Annotated in this window: 19 protein-coding genes; 13 read left to right on the top strand and 6 right to left on the bottom strand. The window is 71.6% G+C overall.

The window, feature by feature from the left end:
• Window positions 1-26: 26 nt before the first annotated feature.
• Window positions 27-599: a winged helix-turn-helix domain-containing protein gene (locus AB0O48_RS23500; protein WP_357570983.1), complete on the bottom strand. Its 573-nt coding sequence runs from the start codon at window positions 597-599 to the stop codon at window positions 27-29.
• 241 nt (window positions 600-840) lie between these two features.
• On the opposite strand from AB0O48_RS23500, the gene AB0O48_RS23495 reads away from it, so the two are divergent.
• Window positions 841-5244 carry a S8 family serine peptidase gene (locus AB0O48_RS23495; protein ID WP_365068349.1) on the top strand — a complete coding sequence of 1468 codons (4404 nt, stop codon included), beginning with the start codon at window positions 841-843 and terminating at the stop codon, window positions 5242-5244.
• Between the two features lie 70 nt (window positions 5245-5314).
• Here the strand turns inward: AB0O48_RS23495 and AB0O48_RS23490 are convergent, their stop codons facing one another.
• Window positions 5315-5818, bottom strand: a complete 504-nt coding sequence (locus AB0O48_RS23490) for a winged helix-turn-helix domain-containing protein (RefSeq protein WP_357249781.1) — start codon at window positions 5816-5818, stop codon at window positions 5315-5317.
• A 251-nt stretch (window positions 5819-6069) separates the two neighbouring features.
• Here AB0O48_RS23490 and AB0O48_RS23485 point away from each other — a divergent pair, with 251 nt between their 5' ends.
• From AB0O48_RS23485 to AB0O48_RS23470, 4 genes are read left to right on the top strand one after another with little or no spacing between them, the layout of a single operon-like run.
• Window positions 6070-7041 carry a phosphatase PAP2 family protein gene (locus AB0O48_RS23485; protein ID WP_357249778.1) on the top strand — a complete coding sequence of 324 codons (972 nt, stop codon included), beginning with the start codon at window positions 6070-6072 and terminating at the stop codon, window positions 7039-7041.
• A 16-nt stretch (window positions 7042-7057) separates the two neighbouring features.
• Window positions 7058-7753 carry a response regulator transcription factor gene (locus AB0O48_RS23480; RefSeq protein ID WP_357249775.1) on the top strand — a complete coding sequence of 232 codons (696 nt, stop codon included), beginning with the start codon at window positions 7058-7060 and terminating at the stop codon, window positions 7751-7753.
• The gene (locus AB0O48_RS23475) at window positions 7750-9204 is read left to right on the top strand and encodes a HAMP domain-containing sensor histidine kinase (RefSeq protein ID WP_365068346.1); all 1455 of its coding nucleotides are present in this window, start codon (window positions 7750-7752) and stop codon (window positions 9202-9204) included. Before AB0O48_RS23480 ends, AB0O48_RS23475 begins: the two co-directional genes overlap by 4 nt.
• A complete protein-coding gene (locus tag AB0O48_RS23470; RefSeq protein ID WP_357570980.1) occupies window positions 9201-9695 on the top strand; it encodes a hypothetical protein in 495 nt (164 codons plus the stop codon). The genes AB0O48_RS23475 and AB0O48_RS23470 overlap by 4 nt, the downstream gene beginning before the upstream one ends.
• On the opposite strand, the gene AB0O48_RS23465 is transcribed toward AB0O48_RS23470, so the two are convergent.
• Genes AB0O48_RS23465 through AB0O48_RS23455 form a run of 3 tightly spaced genes read right to left on the bottom strand, consistent with a single transcriptional unit; the run spans window position 9688 to window position 13021 of the window.
• On the bottom strand, window positions 9688-10737 hold the full coding sequence (locus AB0O48_RS23465; RefSeq protein WP_357249766.1) for a D-alanine--D-alanine ligase family protein: 1050 nt from the start codon (window positions 10735-10737) through the stop codon (window positions 9688-9690). The two genes, AB0O48_RS23470 and AB0O48_RS23465, sit on opposite strands and share 8 nt — an antisense overlap.
• Window positions 10734-11876 (bottom strand): alanine racemase, encoded by a 1143-nt coding sequence (gene alr / locus AB0O48_RS23460; RefSeq protein ID WP_365068343.1) that lies wholly within the window; start codon window positions 11874-11876, stop codon window positions 10734-10736. The genes AB0O48_RS23465 and alr overlap by 4 nt, the downstream gene beginning before the upstream one ends.
• Complete coding sequence (locus AB0O48_RS23455) at window positions 11873-13021, bottom strand: acyltransferase (RefSeq protein ID WP_357570978.1); 1149 nt, start codon at window positions 13019-13021, stop codon at window positions 11873-11875. The genes alr and AB0O48_RS23455 overlap by 4 nt, the downstream gene beginning before the upstream one ends.
• Before the next feature lie 126 nt (window positions 13022-13147).
• On the opposite strand from AB0O48_RS23455, the gene AB0O48_RS23450 reads away from it, so the two are divergent.
• Window positions 13148-14020 (top strand): LLM class F420-dependent oxidoreductase, encoded by an 873-nt coding sequence (locus AB0O48_RS23450; RefSeq protein WP_365068340.1) that lies wholly within the window; start codon window positions 13148-13150, stop codon window positions 14018-14020.
• Window positions 14021-14168: 148 nt separating this feature from the next.
• Entirely contained in the window at window positions 14169-16187 is a 2019-nt protein-coding gene (locus tag AB0O48_RS23445) for a protein kinase (RefSeq protein ID WP_365068521.1), read from the top strand.
• Window positions 16188-16256: 69 nt separating this feature from the next.
• Here the strand turns inward: AB0O48_RS23445 and AB0O48_RS23440 are convergent, their stop codons facing one another.
• Window positions 16257-18518 (bottom strand): catalase, encoded by a 2262-nt coding sequence (locus tag AB0O48_RS23440; RefSeq protein ID WP_357249753.1) that lies wholly within the window; start codon window positions 18516-18518, stop codon window positions 16257-16259.
• A 184-nt stretch (window positions 18519-18702) separates the two neighbouring features.
• On the opposite strand from AB0O48_RS23440, the gene AB0O48_RS23435 reads away from it, so the two are divergent.
• From AB0O48_RS23435 to AB0O48_RS23410, 6 genes are all read left to right on the top strand, one after another.
• On the top strand, window positions 18703-19593 hold the full coding sequence (locus tag AB0O48_RS23435; protein ID WP_357249750.1) for an alpha/beta hydrolase: 891 nt from the start codon (window positions 18703-18705) through the stop codon (window positions 19591-19593).
• Window positions 19594-19729: 136 nt separating this feature from the next.
• Window positions 19730-20515, top strand: coding sequence for an ATP-binding cassette domain-containing protein (locus AB0O48_RS23430; RefSeq protein ID WP_365068337.1), 786 nt, complete (start codon window positions 19730-19732; stop codon window positions 20513-20515).
• Window positions 20512-21234, top strand: coding sequence for an ABC transporter ATP-binding protein (locus tag AB0O48_RS23425; RefSeq protein WP_357249744.1), 723 nt, complete (start codon window positions 20512-20514; stop codon window positions 21232-21234). The genes AB0O48_RS23430 and AB0O48_RS23425 overlap by 4 nt, the downstream gene beginning before the upstream one ends.
• A 30-nt stretch (window positions 21235-21264) precedes the next feature.
• A complete protein-coding gene (locus AB0O48_RS23420) occupies window positions 21265-22143 on the top strand; it encodes a branched-chain amino acid ABC transporter permease (RefSeq protein ID WP_365068334.1) in 879 nt (292 codons plus the stop codon).
• Window positions 22140-23237: a branched-chain amino acid ABC transporter permease gene (locus AB0O48_RS23415; protein ID WP_365068332.1), complete on the top strand. Its 1098-nt coding sequence runs from the start codon at window positions 22140-22142 to the stop codon at window positions 23235-23237. Before AB0O48_RS23420 ends, AB0O48_RS23415 begins: the two co-directional genes overlap by 4 nt.
• A gap of 84 nt (window positions 23238-23321) precedes the next feature.
• Window positions 23322-24608 (top strand): ABC transporter substrate-binding protein, encoded by a 1287-nt coding sequence (locus AB0O48_RS23410; RefSeq protein ID WP_357249736.1) that lies wholly within the window; start codon window positions 23322-23324, stop codon window positions 24606-24608.
• Window positions 24609-24821 lie beyond the last annotated feature (213 nt).

Below are 24821 nucleotides of genomic sequence, written 5' to 3'. Positions count from 1 at the left end.
CGCCGCCTGCCCACATCAGGCAGGCGTCACGCTCTTTCGATGCGCGGATGCCGACGATCGGTCAGCCGCAGCCCGACGCCTCGTACCGCTTCGATGCTGGCTCCGGTGTCGAGCTCGTGCAGCTTGCGCCGCAGCCGCTTCACCAGGGACTGCACGTCCGCCCTGCGCTCCCGACCCTCGTCCCGCCAGACCGACCGGTGCAGGTCGGCGTAGCTCCAGACCCGGACCGGCTCGGTGGTCAGGCAGATCAGCAGGTCGTGCTCCAGCCGGGTGAGGTCGACCTCGCGGTCCCGGTAGCGGGCGACGGACCGGGCGGAGTCGATCACCAGCGCGGAGTTCGCGGTGGGCGTCGTGCTGGCCGGCTGCTGCGGCACGGCGATCAGTCGGCGTAGCTCGTCGAGGTCGGCCACCAACAGCAGTGGCGCGATGCCGTCGAGGCGTTCCGCGAGCCGGATCCGTTCGGCCGGGGACGAGGTCACCGCGATCAGCAGCGGGAACGGCTCGTCGGCCGGATCACCCCGATTCCACGTCGCCTCGTCGTCGTCCTCGGCCACAGCACCGCCCGGGATCGATGGGCATCCCTGCCCAGCTATCGTCATGGTCCTGACAATGATTGGCAAGCGCGTCGCCAGCAGGGCAACTCTTAGCGACAAGTTGCTCACGGCAAGTTCTTGATCGCCCGTTCATCTCGATCATAGTGTCCAGTCGGGCAACCGGCGTGACCCGCGCGGTGCATGGGGAGGCATGGGGGGTTCGATCGCTCGGCCCGCCGAGACGATCCTCCCGCACCCTCACCATGGCCCATTGACACCCTGGGTCGTTCTGAGGGAGGCAGCACCAATGTTCAGACGTCCACAATGGGGGCGCGCGGCCAGATCACTGGTCAGCGCCGGGGCGGCGACGATCCTCGCCGCAACCTGCTTGGTCACCATCGGATCCGGCGCGCAGGCCGCGCCGGGCGGCGCGATGGGGGCGGGAGACAAGATCCGACCGGAGCTCGCGAAGCAGCTCCAGGCCAAGAGTGAAGGGGACTTCTGGATCCGGTTCAAGGACCGGGCGGACCTGAGCAAGGCCAGCGCCATCAAGGACTGGTCGAAGCGCGGCACGGCGGTCGCGGACGCTCTGCGCAAGACCGCCGCGGCGAGCCAGGGCAAGATCCGGGCCGACCTCGACAGCGCGGGCGCGAAGTACCAGACCTTCTGGGTCACCAACGCGATCAAGGTGAACAGCGGCTCCCTCGCGATGGCGCAGAAGTTCGCCGGCCACGCCGAGGTCGAGGGCCTCTACGCCCCGGTCGCCTACAAGCTGCCCGAGACGATCAAGGGCACCGACGAGAAGACCGTGAACGCCCTGGAATGGGGCATCGCCAACATCAACGCCGACGACGTCTGGTCCCAGTTCGGGGTCAAGGGCGAGGGCATCACCGTCGCGAGCATCGACAGCGGGGTCCAGTTCGACCACCCGGCGCTGGTGAACTCCTACCGCGGCAACAACGGCGACGGGACGTTCGACCACAACTACAACTGGTTCGACGCCGCCGACGCCTGCGCGACCGGCCCCTGCGACGACGACGGCCACGGTACGCACACGATGGGCACCATGGCCGGCTCCGACGGCGCGAACCAGATCGGTGTCGCCCCCGGGGTCAAGTGGATCGCGGCGAACGGTTGCTGCCCGACCGACGCCGCCCTGATCGAGTCGGGTCAGTGGATGCTCGAACCGCTCGACCTCAACGGCCAGAACGCGGACGCGAGCAAGCGACCGAACGTCATCAACAACTCGTGGGGCACGATTGACCCGTCCAACGAGCCCTTCATGGAGGACGTGACGGACGCCTGGGCCGCGTCCGGGATCTTCGGCGTCTGGTCCAACGGAAACAGCGGGCCGGCCTGCCAGACCAGCGGCTCACCCGGCAGCCTCGCCAGCAACTACTCCACCGGCGCGTACGACGCCAACAACAACATCGCCGGCTTCTCCGCCCGTGGTGCCGGGCAGAACGGCGAGATCAAGCCCAACATCTCCGCCCCCGGTGTGAACGTCCGGTCGAGCATCCCGGGCAACGCCTACGGCAGCGCCAGCGGCACCTCGATGGCAGCGCCGCACCTCGCGGGCGCGATCGCGCTGCTGTACTCGGCGGCCCCGTCGCTCATCGGTGACGTCGACGCGACCCGTGCGCTGCTCAACGGCACCGCGATCGACAAGGCCGACGCCCAGTGCGGCGGCACCGCGGCCGACAACAACGTCTACGGCGAAGGTCGGCTGGACGCCCTCGCGTTGCTCACCGCCGCGCCGACGGGCGACATCGGCACCCTGGCCGGCACGGTCACCGACACGGCCACCGGCGCCCCGATCGCCGGCGCGACCCTGACGCTCACCGGCCCGACCGCGCGTGAGGTGACCACCGGCGCCAACGGCACGTACTCGACCCAACTCCCCACTGGCGACTACCAGGTCGCCGTGGCGGCCTTCGGTTACGCCAGCACCACGAAGTCGGCGACGGTCACCAAGGCCACGACCACCACGCTCAATGTCGCGCTGACGCCGGTGCCGAGTGTGAACGTCACCGGGGCGGTCACCGACGGCTCCGGCCACGGCTGGCCGCTGTACGCGAAGGTGACCGTGACCGGCGTGGCCGGTGTCTACGACTACACCACGCCGTCGAACGGCCGATACAGCCTCAAGCTGCCGGCCGGGCAGACCTACACCCTGACGTACGAGTCGCAGTACCCGGGCTACCAGACCGTCACCAAGCAGGTCGTGGTCGGCTCGGGCAACACCACCGCCAACGTCGCGGTGCCGGTGGACACCACCACCTGCACCACCGCGCCCGGCTACACGTTCGGCTCCGACGGTGAGTACGAGTCCTTCGACGGCACGACCGCGCCGCCCGGCTGGACGGTCGTGGACAACGCGGGCAGCGGTCAGGTCTGGACGTTCACCGACGACGGCGACCGGGGCAACCTGACCGGCGGCAGCGGCAACTTCGCGATGATCGACAGTGACAACTACGGTGCGGGCACCAGCCAGGACACCTCCCTGGTCAGCCCGGTGGTCGACCTGACCGCCGTCACGGCCCCGGTCATCCGGTTCAACCAGGACTTCAACCAGCTCAACGACGACACCGCCGACGTGGATCTGAGCATCGACGGTGGTGCCACCTGGACAAACGTGCTCCGCCAGGAGACCGACGTCCGGGGCCCGAAGGTGACCGAGATCGCGATCCCGCAGGCGGCCGGTCAGGCGCAGGTGCAGGTGCGGTTCCACTACTACGACGCGAGCTACGAGTGGTGGTGGGAGGTCGACAACGTCCTGATCGGCAGCCAGATCACCTGCGTGCCGGTCGACGGCGGGCTGGTCGTCGGCAACGTCCGCGACAAGAACGACAACAGCTACGTCAACGGCGCGACCGTCACCAGCAAGGACAGGCCGGCCGAGAAGGCGGTCACCGTGGCGACCCCGGACGACCCGGAGTTGGCCGACGGCTTCTACTGGATCTACTCGACGCTCACCGGCACGCACCCGTTCACCGCGAGCGCCGGTAACTATGTCAGCCAGACCAAGCAGGTCGACGTGGAGGCCGACTGGGCGACCGTCGCGAACTTCCAGCTCGCGGCCGGTCGGCTGTCGGTGACGCCGACGCAGTTGAGCGCCACGCTCCAGATGCCCAGCGGCAAGGCCAGCAAGACGTTCACGGTGACCAACACCGGTGGCGCGCCGGTCGAGGTCAAGTTCGCCGAGCGGGACAACGGATTCGAACTCCTCCGGGCGGACGGGTCCACGGTCACCCGCCAGCAGGTGCTCGGTGGCTCCGGTGCGCCGGAGCAGCGGATCACCGCCCCGACGTCCTTCGCCGCGAAGGCGTCCGGCAAGCAGGCCAAGGCGACCACCGCCGGGGTCGGCGCGCAAGCGGCGCCGTGGACCGACATCGCCGACTACCCGTCCACCATCATGGACAACCGGGTGGTCAACCTGGGCGGCAAGGTCTACTCGCTCGGCGGTGGCGACGGGAGCGCCTCCACCACGAAGAACTACGCCTACGACCCGGTCGCGCAGACCTGGACGGCGATCGCCGACCTTCCCGGTGCCCGCACCGCCCTGACCGCGGGCGTCGTGGAGGGGAAGATCATCGTCAGCGGCGGCTGGGGTGACTCGGGGCCGGACTCGGCCACCTGGTCGTACGACCCGGGGGCCAACACCTGGACTGAGCTGGCCGACAACCCGGCGCCGCGATCGGCGGCCGGTCAGGCTGTCGTCGACGGCAAGCTGTACGCCATCGGCGGCTGCACCACCGCCGCCTGCACGCCGATGTCGAACAGTGTGGTCCGGTACGACCCGGGCAGTGACACCTGGACGACGCTTGCCAACTACCCGAAGTCGGTGGCCTTCGCCTCCTGCGGCGGCATCGACGGCATGATCTACTGCACCGGCGGCAACGACGGGGCCGCGGCGCAGAAGTCCAGCTACGCCTACGACCCGGGTGCCAACACCTGGACCACGATCGCCGACGCGCCGAGCGACAACTGGGCCAGCTCGTACGCCGTCGCCAACGGCAAGCTCCTCGTCGTCGGTGGTTCGCAGGGTGGTGCCATCAGCAACGCGGGCTTCGCCTTCGACCCGGGCGCCGGTTCGTGGTCGAACCTGCCGAACGCCAACACCCCGCGTTACCGCGGCGGGGCGGCGTGTGGCTTCTACAAGATCGGCGGCTCGTCCGGCAGCTTCAACGCGGCCCCGGACAGCGAGGTGCTGCCCGGCTTCGAGGGCTGCGCCGAGTCGGCGGCCGATGTCAGCTGGCTGGCGATCGACAAGACGGCGGCCACCCTCGCGCCGGGTGCGAAGGTCACGGTCACCGTCACGATGACGGCGAACGTGGACCAGCCGGGCACCTACTCCGGTGCGGTCGCGATCGCGGAGAACACGCCGTACTCGGTCGCGCCGGTCGCGGTGACCATGACCGTGAACCCTCCGAAGACGTGGGGCAAGCTCATGGGCACGGTCACCGGCACCACCTGCCAGGGTGCGACCTCGCCGCTCACCGGCGCGGTCGTGCAGGTCGACTCGTGGGCGTCGTCGTGGACCTTCGCGACCGACGCCGAGGGCAAGTACGCCTACTGGGTGGACCGCCGCAACAACCCGATCACGATGATCGTCGCCAAGGACGGTTGGAAGCCGCAGACCCGTCAGACGAAGATCAACGTCAGCACTCCCACGGTGGAGGACTTCGGGTTGGCGCCGATCCGGTGCTGACACCCCAGCGGTAGCGACAAGTCCGGCCCGCCTGGTCGCCGACCAGGCGGGCCGGACCGGGTCCGGCAGATCAGACCGGGACGAGCCGGAAACCGACCCCGCGTACCGAGTGGATCGTCGCCGCGGCGTTCAGCCGGGCGAGCTTGCCGCGTACCCGGCGGACCACCGAGTGCATGTCGGAGCCGCGCCCGAGGTGCCGGTTGCCCCAGACCTCAAGGTGCAGGCGCTCGTAGGTCCAGATCTGCCCGGGCGCGTGCACCAGGCAGAGCAGGACGTCGTGCTCCAGACGGGTCAGGTCGATCTCCTGGTCGCGCCACCGCAGCACCCGCCGGTCGGAGTCGACGGTCAGCTCCGACGGCGGCGGTGGGCTCGGCGCCCCCTCGGCGAGCACGTCCGTGACCGGGGGAGTCGGAAGGGGAGGCGTCTCGATCACCCCGAGGAACTCCCGCGCCTGGTCGACTGTCGAGACGATCAGGAAGGCGTCGCTTCCGCCGAGCAGCCGGGCCAGCTGTCGGCGTTCGGCCGGCGACGACGCGATGCCGATGACCAGGCTGGCAACTGGAGTTTCCTGCATTCCCCCAACCCCTTCCGGTTCCCCAACTCACTCCGGATGGATTTTTCGCACCGTCGACGCACACATCGATCGGCGCCCTGACCCTAGTGGCGGCTGATCTCGGGCGGGTTAAACATCGCTGCATGTAAGCAGATGAATTTGACCACGTCGCGGGGGCGCCAGCGGGGCCGCGGGCGGTCCGACAGCAGTTGTGACAGAACCAAGACATTCCGCGTACGGCGCACGGACCTGTCGGCGCGAGCATGGTCGCCATGTCCATCGGATCGTCGTACCCCGTCGGGCGGTCGACGCCCGGCCCGCAGCCGGCGCGGCCGCTGCCACACGCCCGCGCGGCGGTGCCGCCGGGTCTCCGGCTGCTCGCGGCGTCGCTGTGCGGCCTGCTCGCCCTGACCCTCACGGCGGCCGTCTTCGTGCGCACGTACCCCGGTCAGTGGTGGGACGGCGCGCTCCTGCCGCGCGCCGAGCGGGGCGGCGGGTACGAGCAGCAGACCGTCCTGGTGGGTCCGGCCAAGAGCGTCCTGGCCGCGTTCGGCAGCCCGACACTCCTCGCCGCCCTGCTCGGCGCGGTGCTGGTGGTGGGTGCGCTCCGCCGCCGGCTGGCGGCGGGCGTGGTCGGCGTGGGCCTGGTCCTGTGCGCGGTGGTGGTGGCCGGCGTGGTGAAGTCGGCGCTGCCCCGCCCGGATCTCCAGATCGAGAGTTCGACCACCCACAACAGTTTTCCCAGCGGCCACGTCGCGGCGGCGACGGCGCTGCTGCTGGCGTTCATGCTGGTCCTGCCCGGTTGGGCCCGGCGGTGGTTGGTGGTGCCGGGCGCGGCCGGTGTGGCGGTCATCGCCTCGGCCACGATGATCGCGGGCTGGCACCGGTTCAGTGACGCGCTCGGCGGCGTACTGCTGGGGGTGGCGTTGTTCTGCCTGGCCGCGGCGGCGCTGGTGGCCTGGCGCGGTGACCAGGGCGCGGACGGCCGACCGGAGGGCGGCGGCCGGTGGCGCGGCCTGGCCGCGGCGGCGGCCGGCCTGGTCGTGCTGGTGTGGGCGCTGGTGGTGGTCGTGCCCGGGCTGGCCGCGTCGGTGCCGCGCGGGGCGCTCGTCGCCATCGTGGGGGTCGGCGCGGTGACGATGGTCCTGGTGGGTTCGGTGGTGTTCCTGGTGCGGACCTCCGACTTCGCGGGCCCGCCTCCCGCGCGGTCGCGGTCATCGACCGGATCCCAAAAGATCTCATGATGGGATACTTGACGACATGTCCCAGGTGCTGCTGATCGAAGACCACCAGACGGTGCGGGACGGGCTGCAACTGGCGCTCACCCGACAGGGCCACACCGTGCACGCCGTCGGGACCGGTGAGCAGGGGTTGGACCGGCTGCGCACGACCTCGTCCGACGTGGTGGTCCTCGACCTGATGCTGCCCGGGATGGACGGGTTCGAGGTGTGCCGCCGGATTCGGCAGCTCGGCGACCTGCCGATCATCATGCTCACCGCCCGCAACGACGACATGGACGTGGTGGCGGGCCTGGAGGCCGGCGCGGACGACTACGTGGTCAAGCCCGTGCAGGCCCGGGTGCTCGAGGCGCGCATCCGCGCGGTGCTCCGCCGCACCGGTGGCGAGTCGCGGCGTCCCGCCGGCGAGCGCGCCGCGGTGGAACAGTACGGCCCGCTGACCATCGACCGGGCCGCGCTCGTGGTCAGCAAGGACGGGACGCCGGTCGGCCTGGCGCCGACCGAGCTGCGCCTGCTGCTCGAACTCTCGCACACCCCGGGCCAGGTGCTCAGCCGCCAGCAACTGCTGGAGGCCGTGTGGGAGCACGGGTATCTCGGGGACTCGCGACTCGTGGACGCGTGCGTCCAGCGGCTGCGTGCCAAGATCGAGGTCGACTCGTCGGCGCCGGTCTTCATCCAGACCGTGCGCGGCTTCGGCTACCGTTTCGGGCCGCTGTGACCCGCTGGGCCAGTGCCCGGGTCCTGGGCCTGCGGGTCCGGCTGCTGCTGACCTTCGCGCTGCTGGGCGTGACCACGACGGCGGCCGTGGCCAGTGGCAGCTACGTCCAGGCCCGCACCGTCATCCTGCAACAGGCGCAGGACGCCGCCGTGCTGTCGCTGACCGACCAACTCACCACGGTCTACCCGATCGCCCAGCTCCCGCCGACCCAGGCTGACCTCGACCTGCTGGCCCAGCGGCTCTCCGACCGGCAGAGCTTCGCGGTGGTCGTCTACCGGGACATGCGGTCACCGGGCGGCGCGGAGATCGCCGACCCGCTCACCCCCGAGCTGCGCCGGGAGGTCGACGACGGACGGATCGCCTGGCAGCGGATCTCGCGCGACGGACAGCCCTGGCTGCTCATCGGCACCCAGCTGGCCCTCGAGGTGTCCGACGGCACGTCCCGGCCGTCCGGGCTGGAGGTCTACTCGGTGCGCAACCTCGTGCCCGAGCAGCAGAGCATCGACCGGCTCGCCACCCGGGCGTGGCAGACCGGCGGGCTGTCCCTGCTCCTCGCCGTCCTGCTGGCCCTGCTCGCCGCCCGCGGTGTGCTGCGACCCGTCCGCGACCTGGGCCGGGCGGCACGCCGCCTCGGCGAGGGCGACCTGAGCACCCGGCTGACCGTCCGGGGCGCCGACGAGCTGGCCGATGTGGCGCGAACCTTCAACGACACCGCCGCGACGCTGGAACGGCAGGTCGGAGAGCTGCGGAGGATGGAGTCCGACGCCCGCCGCTTCGTGGCCGACGTCTCGCACGAACTGCGTACGCCACTGGCGGCGATGACGGCGGTCACCGACGTGCTCGACGAGGAGGCGGAGCACCTGCCCGGTGACGCGGGCCGGGCCGCCCGGCTGGTCAGCCGGGAGACGCAGAACCTCACCCAGCTGGTCAACGACCTCATCGAGGTCAGCAGGTTCGACTCCGGCACCGCACGGCTCGCCCTGGACGACGTGGACGTGGCCGGGGCGGTGACCGCGACCCTGCGGATCCGGGGTTGGCTCGACCGGGTACGCGCCGACCTGCCGCCCGGAGTCGTGGCCCGGCTGGATCCCCGCCGGCTCGACGTCATCGTCGCCAACCTGGTGGGCAACGCCTTCCGGCACGGCACCGAGCCGGTGTCCGTACGCCTGCGCGCGGACGCGGACTGGGTCACCATCGAGGTCGCCGACCAGGGGCCGGGGCTGGACCCGACGGTCCTGCCGCACGTGTTCGACCGCTTCTACAAGGCCGACACCGCGCGGACCCGCTCCGAGGGCAGCGGCCTCGGCCTCGCCATCTCCTGGGAGAACGCGCGTCTGCACCACCACGGCGACCGGCGGGGGAGCCTCGTCGCGGGCAACGCCCCCGGCGGCGGAGCGGTGTTCACCCTCCGCCTGCCCCGCGACCCGGCGGACGCCGGAGGTGCCCGGTGACCAGGCGCGCGCTGCTCGCCGGTGGCGTCGTGCTCACGCTGCTCGCCACCGGCGGCTGCGGGGTCCGGCCCAGTGGGGTCATCACCGGCCGGCCCGCGGTCAGCGGACCCTCCCGGGGCGTCGGGCTCTACCTGCTCGCGCAGGGTGAACTCGTGCTGGCCCTCCGCCCGGCGTCGGCGGACGCCTCGCCCGCCAACGCGCTCACCCTGCTCGCTGCCGGCCCGGACGAGAACGAACGCAAGCAGGGCTTCACCAGCGAGGTGCCCGCCGGGCTCGACCCGGTCACGCTGACGTCCGGAACCAACCGGTCCGACGACCTCACGGTGCGGACGGCCGGCGCGGCGCGGTCGCTGTCGTCGAGGGCGGCCGACCAGATCATCTGCACGGTGGCCGACGCCGCGGCCCAGTCCGGCCTGGCGGAGAATTCCACGCCGGTCACCATCGTCGGGTCCGACGGCGCCCGGCCACCCCGGCCGTGCCCGCTCAGGTGACCGCGTGCCGACCGCCGCTGCGCGCCAGGTCGACGGGTCGCGCCTGCCGGGGCAGCCCGGTGTGGCGACCCCGGTCCTCATCGACGAGCGCGCCGGCGATCAGGATGTCGATCAGCGCGGCGAAGCCGAGACCGGCCTGCGCCCAGATCTGCGGGAACTGCGACGCGGCGGTGAAACCCGGGAACGTGTTGACCTCGTTCACGATGGGCTCGGGTGACCCCTCGGCGGGCAGGAAGAAGTCGACCCGGAGCAGGCCACGGCAGTCCAGGGCGCGGAAGGCGCGGATCGCCCGGTCCTGGAGCACCTCGGTGGTCTCCGCGTCGAGCGGGGCGGGGATCTGGAACGCCGCCCCGCCGTCGTACTTCGCGTCGTAGTCGAAGAAGCCGGGACCGGTCACCCGGATCTCCAGCGGCGGGCCGGCCTGCACCCGCCCGTCCGGGTGCTGGAGGACCGCCACGTCGATCTCCCGCCCGCGCGCCCCCTGCTCGACAAGCACCTTCGGGTCGACCGCACGGGCCTGCTCCAGCGCGGCGGGCACACCCGCCCACTCGTCCACCTTGACCACGCCCAGGCTGGAACCGGCCCGGGCCGGCTTGACGAAGACCGGCAGGTCCAGCCGTTGCCGGTCGGTGGGCGACAACTCCTCGCCGGGACGCAGGGTCACCCCCGGGCTGACCCGCAGGCCCTCCGCCGCGAGGAGCCGCTTGGTGACACCCTTGTCCATGCCGGCGGCGCTGGCGAAGACACCGTTTCCGACATACGGCACGCCGAGCCACTCCAGCAGCGACGCCACCGTGCCGTCCTCGCCGTACGGGCCGTGCAGGGCCGGGAACACCACATCCTGGGTACGCAGCACGCGCAGCGCCTGGGGGAGTGTCGTCGGGCGACCGCCGACGTGCCACCCGCCGGCACGGTCGATGAGTACCTCGGTGACCTCGTACCGCTCCCGGTCCAGGTTGGCGAGGATGCTCTGCGCCGAGCGGCAGGACACCTCGTGCTCGCCGCTCTGCCCGCCGTACAGCACTGCCAGTCGGGTCGTCATGAATTCCGTGCCCTTTCGTGGAGATGGTCACGGGCCACCCGCGGCCCGATCCCGGTCAAGATCTCGTGCGGGTTGGTGTCGGCCCAGCGGGCCCACTCGACGACCGTCGGTGGGGCCTGGTCACCCTCGGTGGGACCGAAGACCACGACCGGGTCGCCGATCGTCACCGGAAGGTCCCCGGCGTCGACCACGCACTGGTCCATGGCGACGCGCCCGACGATGGGGCAGCGTCGGCCGCCGAGCCACACCTCGGCGCGACCGCCGGTGGCGCGGGGCAACCCGTCGGCGTAGCCGAGCGGCAGCAGCGCCAGCGTGGTCGGCGCGGCGGTGACGTGGTCGGGACCGTAGGAGACGCTCGTGCCGGCGGGCACCCGCTTGACGTTGACCACACTCGTGCGCAACGTCATCGCCGCGGTCAACCCGAACTCGCCCGGACCGCTCGCCCCGAACGGGTCCACGCCGTACAGCGCGATCCCGATCCGGCAGAGGTCGTAGCGGGTCCGCGGTGCGGACAGCGCGGCAGCCGAGTTGGCCAGGTGAACCAGGTCCGGGTCGAGGCCGGCGGCGCGGGTCACCCGCAACGCCTCCTCGAAGGTCGCCACCTGCCGATTCAGCTCGGGAGCGCCCGGCAGGTCCGCGTCGACGAGGTGGGACCACACCCCGCGCACCCGGACCGCGCCCTCCCGCTCGTACTTGCGGGCCCAACCCACCAACTCCGGCCAGTCGTCCCCGGCGGCCCCGTTGCGGGACAGACCCGTGTCCGCCTTGAGCTGCACCATCGCCGGTACGCCGAGCAGGTGGACCGCGTCGACGACGGCATGCAGGTGCGTCGTGGTGGACACCCCGATGTCGACGCCCGCCGTGATCAACGCCCCGAAGTCGTCGTTCGGCCGGTGCAGCCAGCTCAGCGTGGGGGCGGTCACACCCGCCGTACGCAGGGCCAGCGCCTCGGCCGTCGAGGTCACCCCCAGCCAACGGGCGCCGGCGCGCAGCGCGGCACGGGCCACCTGCACCGCGCCGTGGCCGAACCCGTCCGCCTTCACCACCGCCATCAGGTCGGTGCCGGTGAGCGACGTGATGGCGCGCACGTTGTCGGCGATCGCCCCGAGGTCGACCACCGCCTCGGCCAGGGCGCTCATCCGGCCGCCTCCGCCCGGTGGGGGCCGGGGAGCGCGAACAGCCAACGCGCGTGCACCGCCAACAGCCCGCGGTGGACGGCCAGGCTCAGGACGATCACCAGCCCGCTCAGCAGAATCGGATAACCGAGCACGATCAGGCCCTGGGCGGACCGGTCCAGCCCGGAAACCGGTACGAGTAACAGCCGGTGCAGCAGGGCCAGGACCGGCATGTGAATGACGTAGATCGGCAGTGTGATGCGGCCGAGCCTAGCCAGCGGAGTGCTGAGCGCCGACCACCGGGCCAGCCGGGCAGCGGCGGTTATGCCGAAGATCACTGCCAGCACGGACACCGCCGTCCATACGCCGAACCACTGCTGGGCGCCGGCCGCCGCCATCGCGGCGAGCGCGAGCGCGTAGGCGCCCGAGGTCAGCACGAGGCGGCGTCCGCTGGCGGTGTCCGCCCACCGCTCGACCTGCGGTCGCAGGGACAGGCCGGCGAGGAAGAAGACCAGGTTCTGGTAGAGGCCGGCCCGGTTGCCCGGGGTGTCGAGCAGGCCGGCGGCGGCGATCGCGGACAACGCCGCGGCAGGTACGAGGACCAGCGCCCGGGGCGCCCGGCGGGTCGCCTTGGCGACTGTGAAGTACAGCGCCAGCGCGTACAGGTACCAGAGGTTGGACGGCGTGATGGTGAGCTGCTCCAGCAGGCCGAGGACGGAGGTGGCGCGGTCGGTCGGCAACTGTGGGGCGGTGGCGAGGACCGCGGTGTGGATCAGCAGCCACACGACGTACAGGTAGAGGAACCCGCCGATCCGGCTGCGGGCGACGACCCGCCACGGCCGCTGCGCGGCGTTCGCCGCGAAGACGCCCGAGATGGTGAAGAACAGCGGCATCCGTAGCGGCAGGAACTGCTCACCGAGCGTTCCCCACAGGCCCGGCACCGGTACGCCGACGTGCCAGTCGATCTGCAGGTAGTCCTTCACCACGACGTGCCACAGGACGACGAGGATGATGCAGACGCCCTTCGCCGCGTCGGCCCACTGCGCCCGGTGTGTCTGCCGCCCGCTGGAGACGGTCCCGGTCCAGTACCGGTGGCGAAACCGGACGCGCGTCGCCTCCGGTTGCGTTTCGACGGGCTGGGACTCGGTGGGAGACAACTGTTGGATCACTCAGCAGAAGCTGCCAGCCGGATATCCGCGCGTGGTCCACGAATTGTCATGAACCGGTAATGGACGCGACCAGCCCACGAGACAGGTCGCGAGACGTCCCCTAGGCTCGGTGCGGAGGTGCCGAACATGAAGCTCGGGCTGCACTACTGGAACTACTCGACCCCGGCCGATCCGACCGCGATCGCGCCCACCCTGGCGCAGGCGGCCACCACCGCCGAGGAGGCCGGCGTCGCGTCGTTCACGGTGATGGACCACTTCTTCCAGATGGACGCGGTGTTCGCCGCCGAGGAGCCGATGCTGGAGGCGTACACGACGCTGGGCTACGTCGCGGCGAAGACCCAGCGGATGACGTTGGGCGTGCTGGTAACCGGTGTGATGTACCGGTACCCGGGGTTGCTGGCCAAGACCGTGACGACCCTCGACGTGCTCTCCGGCGGCCGGGCCCGCCTCGGCATCGGCGCCTCCTGGTACGAGCGGGAGCAGCTCGGGCTGGGCGTGCCGGTGGTACCGGTGGCCGAGCGGTTCGAGCGGCTGGAGGAGACGCTGCGCATCTGCCTGCAGATGTGGAGTGCCGACGACGGCCCGTTCGACGGACGCCACTACCAGCTCGCCGAGACCATCAACTCGCCGCAGCCGCTGCGCCGACCGCACCCGCCCATCATGATCGGTGGCGGGGGCGAGAAGAAGACGCTGCTGCTGGTGGCGCGCTATGCCGACGCCTGCAACCTGTTCGGCCGCGCGGGCGCCGACGACGTGGCGCGCAAGCTGGACGTGCTGCGCGGGCACTGCGCCGCCGAGGGCCGCGACTACGACACCATCGAGAAGACGGTGGTCGCCTCCCGGTCGCCGCTGGACGACACCGACGCGTTCCTCGCCGAGGTGTCCGACTACGCCGCGCTCGGTGTGAGCGAGGTGCAGGTGACCCCGGACCGGCACCCGGTCGAGTTCGCCGAGCGGCTCGGCGACGAGGTGCTGCCCCGACTGGCGGACATCGGCTGACTTCGCCGCGACGCGGTCGCGGAAAACGGAGCCACCGTGTACAGAGGACCAATTTCGCGGCGGTAATGAGACGGATCACGTAAGCGGCCGTTCCGACTGCCGAAAATTGCTCGCGCGGTGTCCCAGGTAGCCTCTCCGCGTGTCGCAGATGTTGCCGCTTCTTGTTACCGATCGGTATGACGTCGTGGAACTCCTCGGCCAGGGCGGAATGGGCCGAGTGTGGAAAGCCCACGACCGAATGTTGCAGCGGGACGTCGCCGTCAAGGAAATCGTTCCACCGCCCGGTCTGACCAATGAGGCGCGCCAGGAATTGCGGATCCGGTCGCTTCGGGAGGCTCGGGCGATCGCGCAGCTCGACCACGTCAACGTCGTCCGGGTCTTCGACGTGTTGGTGGGCGCCGACGGTGATCCGCAGATCGTGATGGAGTACGTGCCGTCCCGGTCACTGCACGACGCCATCACCACCGACGGCCCGATCCCACCGGTGCGGGCGGCCGCCATCGGGCTGGCCGTGCTCGGCGCGCTCCGCGCCGCCCACCGCGCCGGCATCATGCACCGCGACGTCAAACCCGCGAACATCCTCGTCGGCGCGGACGGCCGGATCGTGCTCACCGACTTCGGCCTGGCCACCGCCGTCGAAGACGTGAACCTGACGCTCAGCGGTGTGGTGCTCGGCTCGCCCGCGTACGTCTCCCCGGAGCGCGCCATGCGCGGCACCGTCGGCCCCGAGGGCGACCTGTGGTCACTCGGCGCGACCCTGTACGCGGCGGTCGAGGGTCAGTCGCCGTACGCCCGGCCGTCCAGTCTGATGAGCCTCACCGCGCTGGTCACCGAACCACCACCGACCGCGCGGAACGCGGGACCGCTCGCCCCGGTGTTGGCCGGCCTGCTGCGCAAGGACCCGGCCGAGCGGATGGACGCCGACACCGCCGAGCGGCTGCTGCGCGCGGCCCTCGACGGCACCGCGCTGCCCACGGCGGGAACGCGTCCACCGGGGACCCCCGCCCTGGCGGTGGCGGCCGGGTCCGGCACCGACGACGTACCCCCGACCGGGCCTGGCTCCCGGTTGGACGGTGACGGCCCCGCGACGGGCCGCCGTCGGCGGACCTGGCTGCTCGGTGGTGTCGCGGTCGCGCTGGCGCTCGGCCTGGTGATCGGCATTCCGCTGGCCATCCGATCCACGCCGCGTCCGAATGGCGACGGTGCCGAGCTGGTGGGGGCCGCCGCGCCGGGTACGACGCCGACGGCCGGCGGCCCACCGAGCGTCGCCGCTCCCGGGCCGATCGCCTGGTCGGCCTACCGGGACGGCAGTGGCTTCGTGGTGCCGGCGCCGCGCGACTGGCAGATCGTCCGGCGGGGCCAGCGGGTCGAGTTCCACGAGCCGGACGGCGAACGGATGCTCGTGGTCAGCCAGACCGACACGCCGCGCACCGACCCGCTGGCCGAGCTGGACGGCTCGGCGGTCAGCGAGCGGTATCGCGACTATCGCCAGGTCGAACTGCTCGCCGTCAACTACCAGCTCAGGGCCGCCGACCTGGAGTGGCTCTACACCGGCGACGGTGGCACGGCGATGCACGCCCGTCAGCGGACCTTCCGGACGGCGGACCGCAAGGGCTACAGCCTCGCCTGGTTCACGCCCGAGACCGCCTGGGGTGTCGACGCGTTCCGGAAGGTCACCTCGGGGTTCCGGCCCGCGTCGGCGGGGGTCGGCAGCACACCGACCGGCACACCTCCGAGCAGCGGATCACCGACGCCGAGCACGTCACCGGCCCGGTCGGGCTACCGGCTCGTCGGGACCGCGAGCAAGCGGTGCCTGGACATCGCGACGCCGCAGTCGCCCGACCCGGTCCGGCTCCGACTCTGGGACTGCCGCGACGACCGCGCCGCCAACCAGCTCTGGACGACGGGACCGGACGGCAGCGTGCGGCTCGGTGGCCGGTGCCTGGACGTGCTCGGCGCCTCCAGCGACGCCGGTGCGGCAATCCAGCTCACCACCTGCAACACGACACCGGCGCAGCGGTTCACCCTCGACGCGGACCGCCACCTGGTCAACGCGCACAGCCAACTGTGCCTGGGCGCGGTCGACCAGAGCACCGCGGACGGCGCGCTCGTCGAACAGCGCGGCTGCGGCGCCGGGACGAACGACCTGCGCTGGACCCGGAGTTGACGGCTGCCCCGGGACAGCCCGAGGGGCTGTCCTCCCCGTGCGGGGGAGGGCAGCCCCTCGGTGTGCGGGTCAGGCGACCGTGGCGGGGAACCTCTCCCACACCCGGTGCGCGGCCATCAACTGCTGCACGGCCGCTAGCGCCTCGGCACCGGAGTCCGCCGTCACGACGCCGGGCGTGCCGGCCACCCCGGCCTGCTCCAGCACGGTGACGCCGGCACCCCAGGCGCCGACGGCCTTGGCGTGCCGCCAGCTCTCCTCGACGAGCAGCAGCACGCGCGGATCGACGGCGGCCGGTCCCGGCCTGCCCGCCTTGGCATCGCGGGCCGGGACGGCATCCGGCGCGGGCACCGGCGCTCCGGCCAGCAGGACCGCGTCGAATTCGACGGACCGGCCGGTGGCGAAGGTGCGCTGCACCGCCATGCCGCCCACCGTGCCACCGTGCGGGGCGATCAGCAGCGGCACCATGCCGGCCGCGAAAACGGCCCGCCGGACCTCGTCGACGTCGTCCAGGTCGCCGTCGGGGTCGACGACGATGCCGACCATCCGGCCGTCACTCGGCCACTCCCGGCCGACCTGCGACAGCGCCGGGCTGGGCGTGACGTCGGGCAGCGGCACGGTCGGCTGCGGGGCGGGCAGGCCCAGCCCCGTGGCGACCTGCTCGCAGAGCACCGGGTCGACGTTGGCGAGGCACTGGAGCTGACGCTCCTTGATCGCCTGGTGGTAGCACTTGCCCAGCTCGAAGGTGTACGCCCGGATGATGTGCTCCTTCTCGACCGGCGACATGCTCGACCAGAAGAGGCGTACCTGGCTGTAGTGGTCGTCGAACGACGCCGGGTTGGCGCGTACCTTCGGCGCCTGCGCCACCGTGACCGGCACGTCGACGAACGCGTGCTCGGCGTCGCCTGCGGGGAACGGGTTGCCGCCGTCGAGCGAGTTCGGCCGGTACGGGGCGACGCCCGCGTGCACGGCGTGCTGGTGGAAGCCGTCGCGCAGCATGTCGTTCACGGCGGCGTGCGGGCGGTTGATCGGGATCTGCGTGAAGTTGGGACCGCCCAGCCGGGTGAGCTGCGTGTCGACGTACGAGAAGAGCCGGCCCTGCAACAGCGGGTCGTTCGTCACGTCGATGCCGGGCGGCAGGTGGCCCAGGTGGAAGGCGACCTGCTCGGTCTCGGCGAAGAAGTTCGTCGGCGTCCGGTTGAGCACCAGCCGCCCGATGGGCTGCACCTCGGCCAGCTCCTCCGGCACGATCTTCGTCGGGTCCAGCAGGTCGATGCCGGCGAAGGTCTCCTCCGGGGTGTCCGGGAAGACCTGGATGCCCAGCTCCCACTCGGGGTACGCGCCGGCCTCGATCGCGTCGTAGAGGTCGCGCCGGTGGAAGTCCGGGTCGATGCCCCCGATCAGCTGTGCCTCCTCCCAGGTCAGGGAGTGCACACCGAGCTTGGGCTTCCAGTGGAACTTGGCCAGCACCGTCTCCCCGGCCTCGTTGACGAGGCGGAAGGTGTGCACACCGAAGCCCTCCATCGTCCGGTACGACCGCGGGATGCCCCGGTCGGACATGTTCCAGATGGTGTGGTGCTGCGCCTCGGTGTGCAGCGAGACGAAGTCCCAGAAGGTGTCGTGGGCGCTCTGCGCCTGCGGGATCTCCCGGTCCGGGTGCGGCTTGCCGGCGTGGATGATGTCCGGGAACTTGATCGCGTCCTGGATGAAGAACACCGGGATGTTGTTGCCGACCAGGTCGAAGGTGCCCTCGTCGGTGTAGAACTTGGTCGCGAAGCCGCGGGTGTCGCGGACCGTGTCGGCCGAACCGCGCGAGCCGAGCACGGTGGAGAACCGCACGAAGACGTCGGTCTCGCGTCCCTTCTTGAGGAAGCCGGCCCTGGTGACCGCCTCGGCGGTGCCGTACGCGGTGAACACGCCGTGCGCACCGGCGCCCCGGGCGTGCACCACGCGCTCCGGGATGCGCTCGTGATCGAAGTGCGTGATCTTCTCGCGTAGGTGGTGGTCCTGCAGGAGCACCGGGCCGCGCGGGCCGGCCTTGAGCGAGTGGTCCGTGTCACGCAGCCGCGCCCCGTTCGCGGTCGTGAGGTAGGCGCCCTGCTGACCGTTCGCGGTCGTGGGTGCGCCGGTCTCCGCGCCGGTCGGCGTACGCGTCTGCGGTGCCCCCTGTTCCGCCTTCGGCGGCAGCGGGTCGTGCGGCGTCGTCGGCTCCTCGACGCTTGGTGGCGCGCTACCCGGTGCGCCGGGGACATCCGGGGTCAGGGCGTCGGCGATCTTTCCGGAGGCCGTCTTCACGGCGTTCTTGACCGCCTCGGCGGGCTTGCTCGTTTCCACTTGACGAACCTCTCCATGGAGCGTGTGTGGGCAGGCGAGAGCCCTGCTACCCCTGGTCAGAGGGTCGAAACACGACCGATCCCGGCAACCTGCGTCGGAACTGGTGATTTCGCCGATGCGCGGACCGGCGGACCGGCCAAAACTGACGTACGTCGATATCCCTCGACCCTAGGGAGTGCCCGACGTGTCCTCACCAACCACCACCCGTCCCCGTTCCGTCGTAGCCCGACTCGCGGTGGCCGCCGTCCTGGTCGCCGGTGGCGTCCTCTCCGGCCCGACCGGTGCCGCGCAGGCCGCCGGCCCGTACGAGCGCGGCCCGGCACCGACCACCTCGATCCTGGAGGCCAGTCGCGGCCCGTTCGCCACGGCGTCGCAGAGCGTGTCGTCGCTGAGCGTCACCGGCTTCGGCGGCGGCGTCATCTACTACCCGACCAGCACCAGCGAGGGCACCTTCGGCGCCATCGCCATCTCGCCCGGTTACACCGCCGCCTGGTCCAGCATCAGCTGGCTCGGACCGCGGATCGCCTCGCACGGCTTCGTGGTGATCGGCATCGAGACCAACAGCCGGCTGGACCAGCCGGACAGCCGGGGCCGCCAGTTGCTGGCCGCGCTCGACTACCTCACCCAGCGCAGCTCGGTCCGCACCCGGATCGACAGCAGTCGACTCGCGGTGGCCGGGCACTCGATGGGTGGCGGGGGCTCCCTGGAGGCGGCCTCGTCGCGGCCGTCGTTGCAGGCCGCGGTGCCGCTCGCGCCGTGGAACCTGGACAAGAGCTGGTCCGAGCTGCGGGTGCCCACGCTGATCATCGGTGGCGAGAGCGACAGCGTCGCGCCCGTCGCGTCGCACTCGGTGCCGTTCTACAACAGCATCCCGGCCTCCGCCGAGAAGGCGTACCTGGAGCTGAACGGGGCGAGCCACTTCTTCCCGCAGACGACGAACACGCCGACCGCCCGGCAGATGGTGGCCTGGTTGAAGCGGTTCGTCGACGACGACACCCGCTACGAGCAGTTCCTCTGCCCCGGGCCGAGCGGATCGCAGATCGAGGAGTATCGCAACACCTGTCCCAGTTCCTGAGCGTGGTCGCGGGGCGGTCGCCGGTGGCGGCCGCCCCTTCGGCGTGCACGCAGGGCCATTGAAGGTCTTGACGCGATACCCGAGAAACGTACACTGCGAGTGTAAATAAACACCCGCCACGACAGAGGGATGGGTGATGGAGCGCGGCCTCGAACTGCACCACATCGGCGTCCGTTTCGGCGGCCTCACCGCCCTCGACGACGTCTCCCTGCGGGTGCCGCCCAACCGGGTGGTGGGCGTGATCGGGCCCAACGGCGCCGGCAAGACCACGCTGTTCAACGTGATCTGCGGGTTCGTCGCGCCGGAGACCGGCTCGCTCACCCTCGACGGTCGACCGCTGCGGCCACGTCCGCACCGGCTGACCCGGCTCGGCATCGCCCGGACCCTGCAGGGGACCGGCCTCTTCGCCGGTCTGACCGTGCTGGAGAACGTGATGACCGGCGCCTCCCACACCGCCCGTGCGGGCTTCGTCCCGGCCCTGCTCGGGCTGCCGGCCAGCGACCGCGACGAGCGCCGGCTCCGTCAGCACGCCCTGGCCATCCTCGACGACCTGGGGATCGCCGGGCACGCCGAGGCCGCGCCCACCACACTGCCCTTCGCCGTACGACAGCGGGTCGCCCTGGCCCGCGCGCTCGCCGCCCGTCCCCGGCTGCTGCTGCTCGACGAGCCCGCCGGTGGCCTCGGCGCCGACGACATCGCCGAACTGGCCGAGCTGGTCCGGCACCTGCCCCGGCGCGACGACGACCCCTGTGCGGTGCTGCTGGTCGAGCACCACATGGACCTGGTGATGGCCGTCTGCGACGAGCTCGTGGTGCTCGACTTCGGCCGGGTCATCGCCGCCGGCACCCCGGACGAGATCCGCGACGACCCGGCGGTCACCGACGCCTACCTCGGCGTCACCGTCGAGGAGGTCTCCCCATGACCGCGACCGATCTGCTCGTGGTGCGGGGGCTGGTCGCCGGTTACGGCGCCGCGCCGGTGTTGCGGGCCATCGACCTCACCGTCCCGGCCGGCACCATCGCCGCGGTCGTCGGTGCCAACGGCGCCGGCAAGACCACCCTGCTGCGCGCGCTCTCCGGCATGATCCGCCCGGCCGCCGGCCAGGTGCTCCTCGCCGGGGAGGACCTGCGCGGCACGCCGGTCGAGCAGCTCGTCCGGCGCGGCATGGCGCACGTGCCGGAGGGGCGGGGTGTGATCAGTGAACTGACCGTCGACGAGAACCTGCGGCTCGGCGGGTTGTGGCGGCGCGACCGGGCCGACGCGGCGCGTGCCCTCGACGAGGTCTACGAACTCTTCGAGCCGCTGGCCCGACGCCGCCGACACCTCGGCCACCAGCTCTCCGGCGGTGAGCGGCAGATGCTCGCGCTCGGCCGGGCACTCGTCGGCCGACCTCGCCTGCTCCTGCTCGACGAGCCGTCGCTCGGCCTGGCGCCCCGGGTGGTCGCCCGGACCATGGCCCTGCTGCGCCAGCTACGCGACCGTACCGGCCTGACCGTCCTGCTGGTCGAGCAGAACGTGCGCAGCGCGCTCGCCGTCGCCGACCAGGGCGTCGTGATGTCCCTCGGTCAGGTGGTGATCGCCGCCCCGGCGGCGAAGCTGCGTGACGACGTCGACCTGCGCCACGCGTACCTCGGATTCTGACCACCACCTCGTCCCCCGGAGGGAGGACTGTTGGACCGCTTCGTCTTCCTCACCATCGACGGCCTGTCCCGGGGCGCGGTGTACGCCGCGTTCGCGCTGGCCCTGGTGCTCATCTGGCGGGCGGCGCGGGTCGTCAACTTCGCCCAGGGGGCGATGGCCGTCGCCGCCGCGTACGTCGCCTACACCGTCAGCGCCGCGACCGGCTCCTACTGGCTGGGCTTCGTGGTCGCGATCGTCGCCGGCCTGCTGCTCGGCGCGCTTGTGGACCGCGTCGTGATGCGGCACGTCGACCACGCCTCGCCGCTCAACCCCGTGATCGTCGCGCTCGGGCTGGTGCTGTTGATCCAGGCCGTGCTGGGCATGCTGTACGGCAACGAGTTCCGTCCCGCCGAGGCGCCGTTCAGTCGGTCCGCGCTCACCGTCGGCGGGGTGGCCGTGCTGTCACCGTACGACCTGTTCGTCTTCGCCACGATCGCGGTGGCGGTCAGCGGCCTGGCCTGGATGTTCGCCCGTACCCCGGTCGGGTTGCGGATGCGCGCGGCGGCCTTCGCCCCCGAGGTGTCCCGGCTGCTCGGGGTCAACGTCGGTGGGATGCTGACCCTCGGCTGGGCACTCGCCTCCGGGGTGGGCGCGCTGGCCGCCATGCTGGTCCTGCCGACCGAGCTGGGTCTGCACCCGCACGCGATGGACCTGGTGTTCGTCTCGGCGTTCACCGCGGCGGTGGTCGGTGGACTGGACAGCCCACCGGGGGCGGTGGTCGGCGGCCTGGTGGTGGGTCTGCTGCTCTCCTACGTGAGCGGATACGCCGGGAGCGACCTGACGCCGCTCGCGGTGCTGGTCCTGCTGCTGGCGGTGCTGCTGGTCCGGCCCGGTGGGCTGTTCGCCCCGGTCGCGGCGAGGCGGGTGTGAGCGCCACGAGGGCGGTAGTGCCGCCGATTCAGCAGACCGCCGAGGCGGACCGGCCCGTCGACCGGCGACGCGGCTCGACCCTGCTGCGCCACCTCGCGATCGTGCTCGTCGTCGGGCTGCTGCTGGTCGGGGTCAGCTACGCCGTCGAGCCGTTCCGCAACTTCCAGCTCGCCACCGTGGCCGCCTACCTCTGCGCGACCGCCGGGCTGACCGTCCTCACCGGACTCAACGGTCAACTGTCGCTCGGGCACGGCGCGTTGATGGCCACCGGGGCGTACACCGTGGCGCTGTGCCAGAACGCGTTCGCCGACCGGGGGATGACGAGCGGCTGGCTGTTGCCGCTCTCGCTGGTCGCGGCGATCGTCAGCACGGTCGCGGTCGGTGCGGTGGTCGGCGTGGCGGCGGCCCGGCTGCGTGGCCCCTACCTGGCCGGGGTGACCCTCGCGGTGGCCGTCGTCGTGCCGGCGCTGGCCGTCACCTTCGACGGTGTCTTCAACGGCGAGCAGGGGCTGTCGGTGCCGGTGGAGCCGCCGCCGATGTCGCTCGGCCCGTACTTCCCCTACGAGCGGTGGCAGCTCTGGCTCACCGGCGCGGCGACCCTGCTGGCGTTGCTGCTGCTGGCCAACCTGATCCGCAGCCGGTACGGGCGCACCTTCCGGGCGGTTCGGGACGACGAGGTGGCGGCCCGACTGGCCGGCATCCACGTGGCCCGCACCCAGGTCCTCGCGTTCGTGGTCAGTGCCGCCACCGCCGGGCTCGGCGGGGCGCTGCTGGCGGTGCTCGCGCAGAGCGTCTCGCCCGGGGCGTTCTCGCTGACCCTGTCGCTGTTCCTGCTGATGGCCGTGGTGATCGGTGGTCTCGGCCGCCTCACCGGCGCGTTGTGGGGGGCCGTCCTACTGGTCGCCCTGCCCGACCTCACCCACTCCGCGACCGAGTTGCTCACGCTCTCGCCCGCGGTGGCGCAGCGGCTGGAGGGAAACCTGCCGCTGGCGATCTTCGGCCTCACCCTGATCGTCGTCATGATCGCGGCACCCGGTGGCGTACAGGGACTGCTGTCCCGTCTTGGTCGGCGTCTGCGGACCCGGCGTTCCTGAGCTGCTCCGTGCCCGGCCCCGGCCGGGCGTTCCACCACCCACACCGTTCCCCACAAACCGGACCGAGAAAGGTCGGTGTTCTCCATGCACCGTTTGGCACAACGTGGTCTCGCGATCGCCAGCACCATCGCCCTGTTGGCCGCCGCCGCTGGTTGCAGCGGTGACGACGGCTCCGGTCCCGGCGGGGCATCGGTGCCGGGCGTCACCGACACCGAGGTCGTCGTCGGCACCCACATGCCGCTCACCGGGCCGGCCTCGGCCGGCTACTCGAAGATCGCCCCGGCGACGAAGGCGTACTTCGACTACGTCAACGCCAACGGCGGCGTGCACGGTCGGAAGATCACCTACAAGATCATGGACGACGGCTACAACCCGGCGAACACCCAGCAGGTCGTACGCCAGCTCGTCCTGCAGGACAAGGTCTTCGCCGTCCTCAACGGTCTCGGCACGCCGACGCACAGTGGCGTGCTCGACTTCCTGAAGAGCAACCGGGTGCCGGACCTCTTCGTCGCCTCGGGCAGCCGCAGTTGGGACCAGCCGGACAAGTATCCGGGCACGTTCGGGTTCAACCCGGACTACACGGTCGAGGGCAAGATCCTCGCCAACTACGCGAAGGCGAACCTGGCCGGCCAGAAGGTCTGCTTCCTCGGCCAGGACGACGACTTCGGCCGGGACAGCCTGGCCGGCGTGGAGAAGGTGCTCGGCGCCGGTGCCGTGGCGGTCAAGCAGACCTACGTCACCAGCAACACCAACGTGGCGCCGCAGATCGGCGCGTTCAAGGCGGCTGGGTGCAAGGTCGTCGTGCTCGCCACCGTGCCCGGCTTCACCGCGCTCTCCGTCGGCACCGCCGCCCGGCTGGGCTTCAAGGCGCAGTGGCTGGTCTCCAACGTCGGCGCCGACTACCCGACCCTGGCCAAGCAGCTCGGCGCCGCCGCCCCGATCCTGGAGGGCATGGTGGGCACCAACTACCTGCCGATGCAGAACGACACCGCGAACCCGTGGATCCAGCTCTTCACGAAGATCAACAAGGAGCACAACGGGGACGCGCCGTTCGACGGCAACACCGTCTACGGCATGTCGGTCGGTTACCTCTTCGTGCAGACGTTGCTCGCCGCCGGCAAGGACCTCACCCGGGAGAAGGTGCTGGAGGCCGTGCAGAAGGGCGGCTTCCAGGGTCCCGGGCTGGTACCGCTGCGCTTCTCCGCGAAGGACCACTCCGGGTACGGCGGTCAGCGGCTGAGCCGGGTGACCGGGGGAGTGCAGAGCTACTTCGGGCCGGCGTACGAGACCGACGAGGCGGACGGGCCGGTCAACGAGTACACGGCCACCCCGGCCGCGCCACCGGCGAACGGGGTGCCCACGGCCTCCTGAGCGCCGCCGAGCCTCGCCTTCCTGCTCCGCGATCGTGCACGTTCGGTCCCGGCGCACGGGGGCATCCCACCACTGTCGACAACCGAAACCGTGAGTTCGGAGGGCTAGGAGCGTCCGGCCGGGCGTGGTCACCAAGGTGCAGAACGTGCTGCCGAGCATGGAGGCGGCGTTCGTCGACGTCGGCCGGGGTCGCAACGCGGTGCTGTACGCCGG

Source organism: Micromonospora sp. NPDC085948 (genome assembly GCF_040686315.1).
Lineage (GTDB): Bacteria > Actinomycetota > Actinomycetes > Mycobacteriales > Micromonosporaceae > Micromonospora.
Note: the sequence above shows the minus strand (reverse complement) of the source record. Positions and strands in the feature narration are given on the sequence as shown.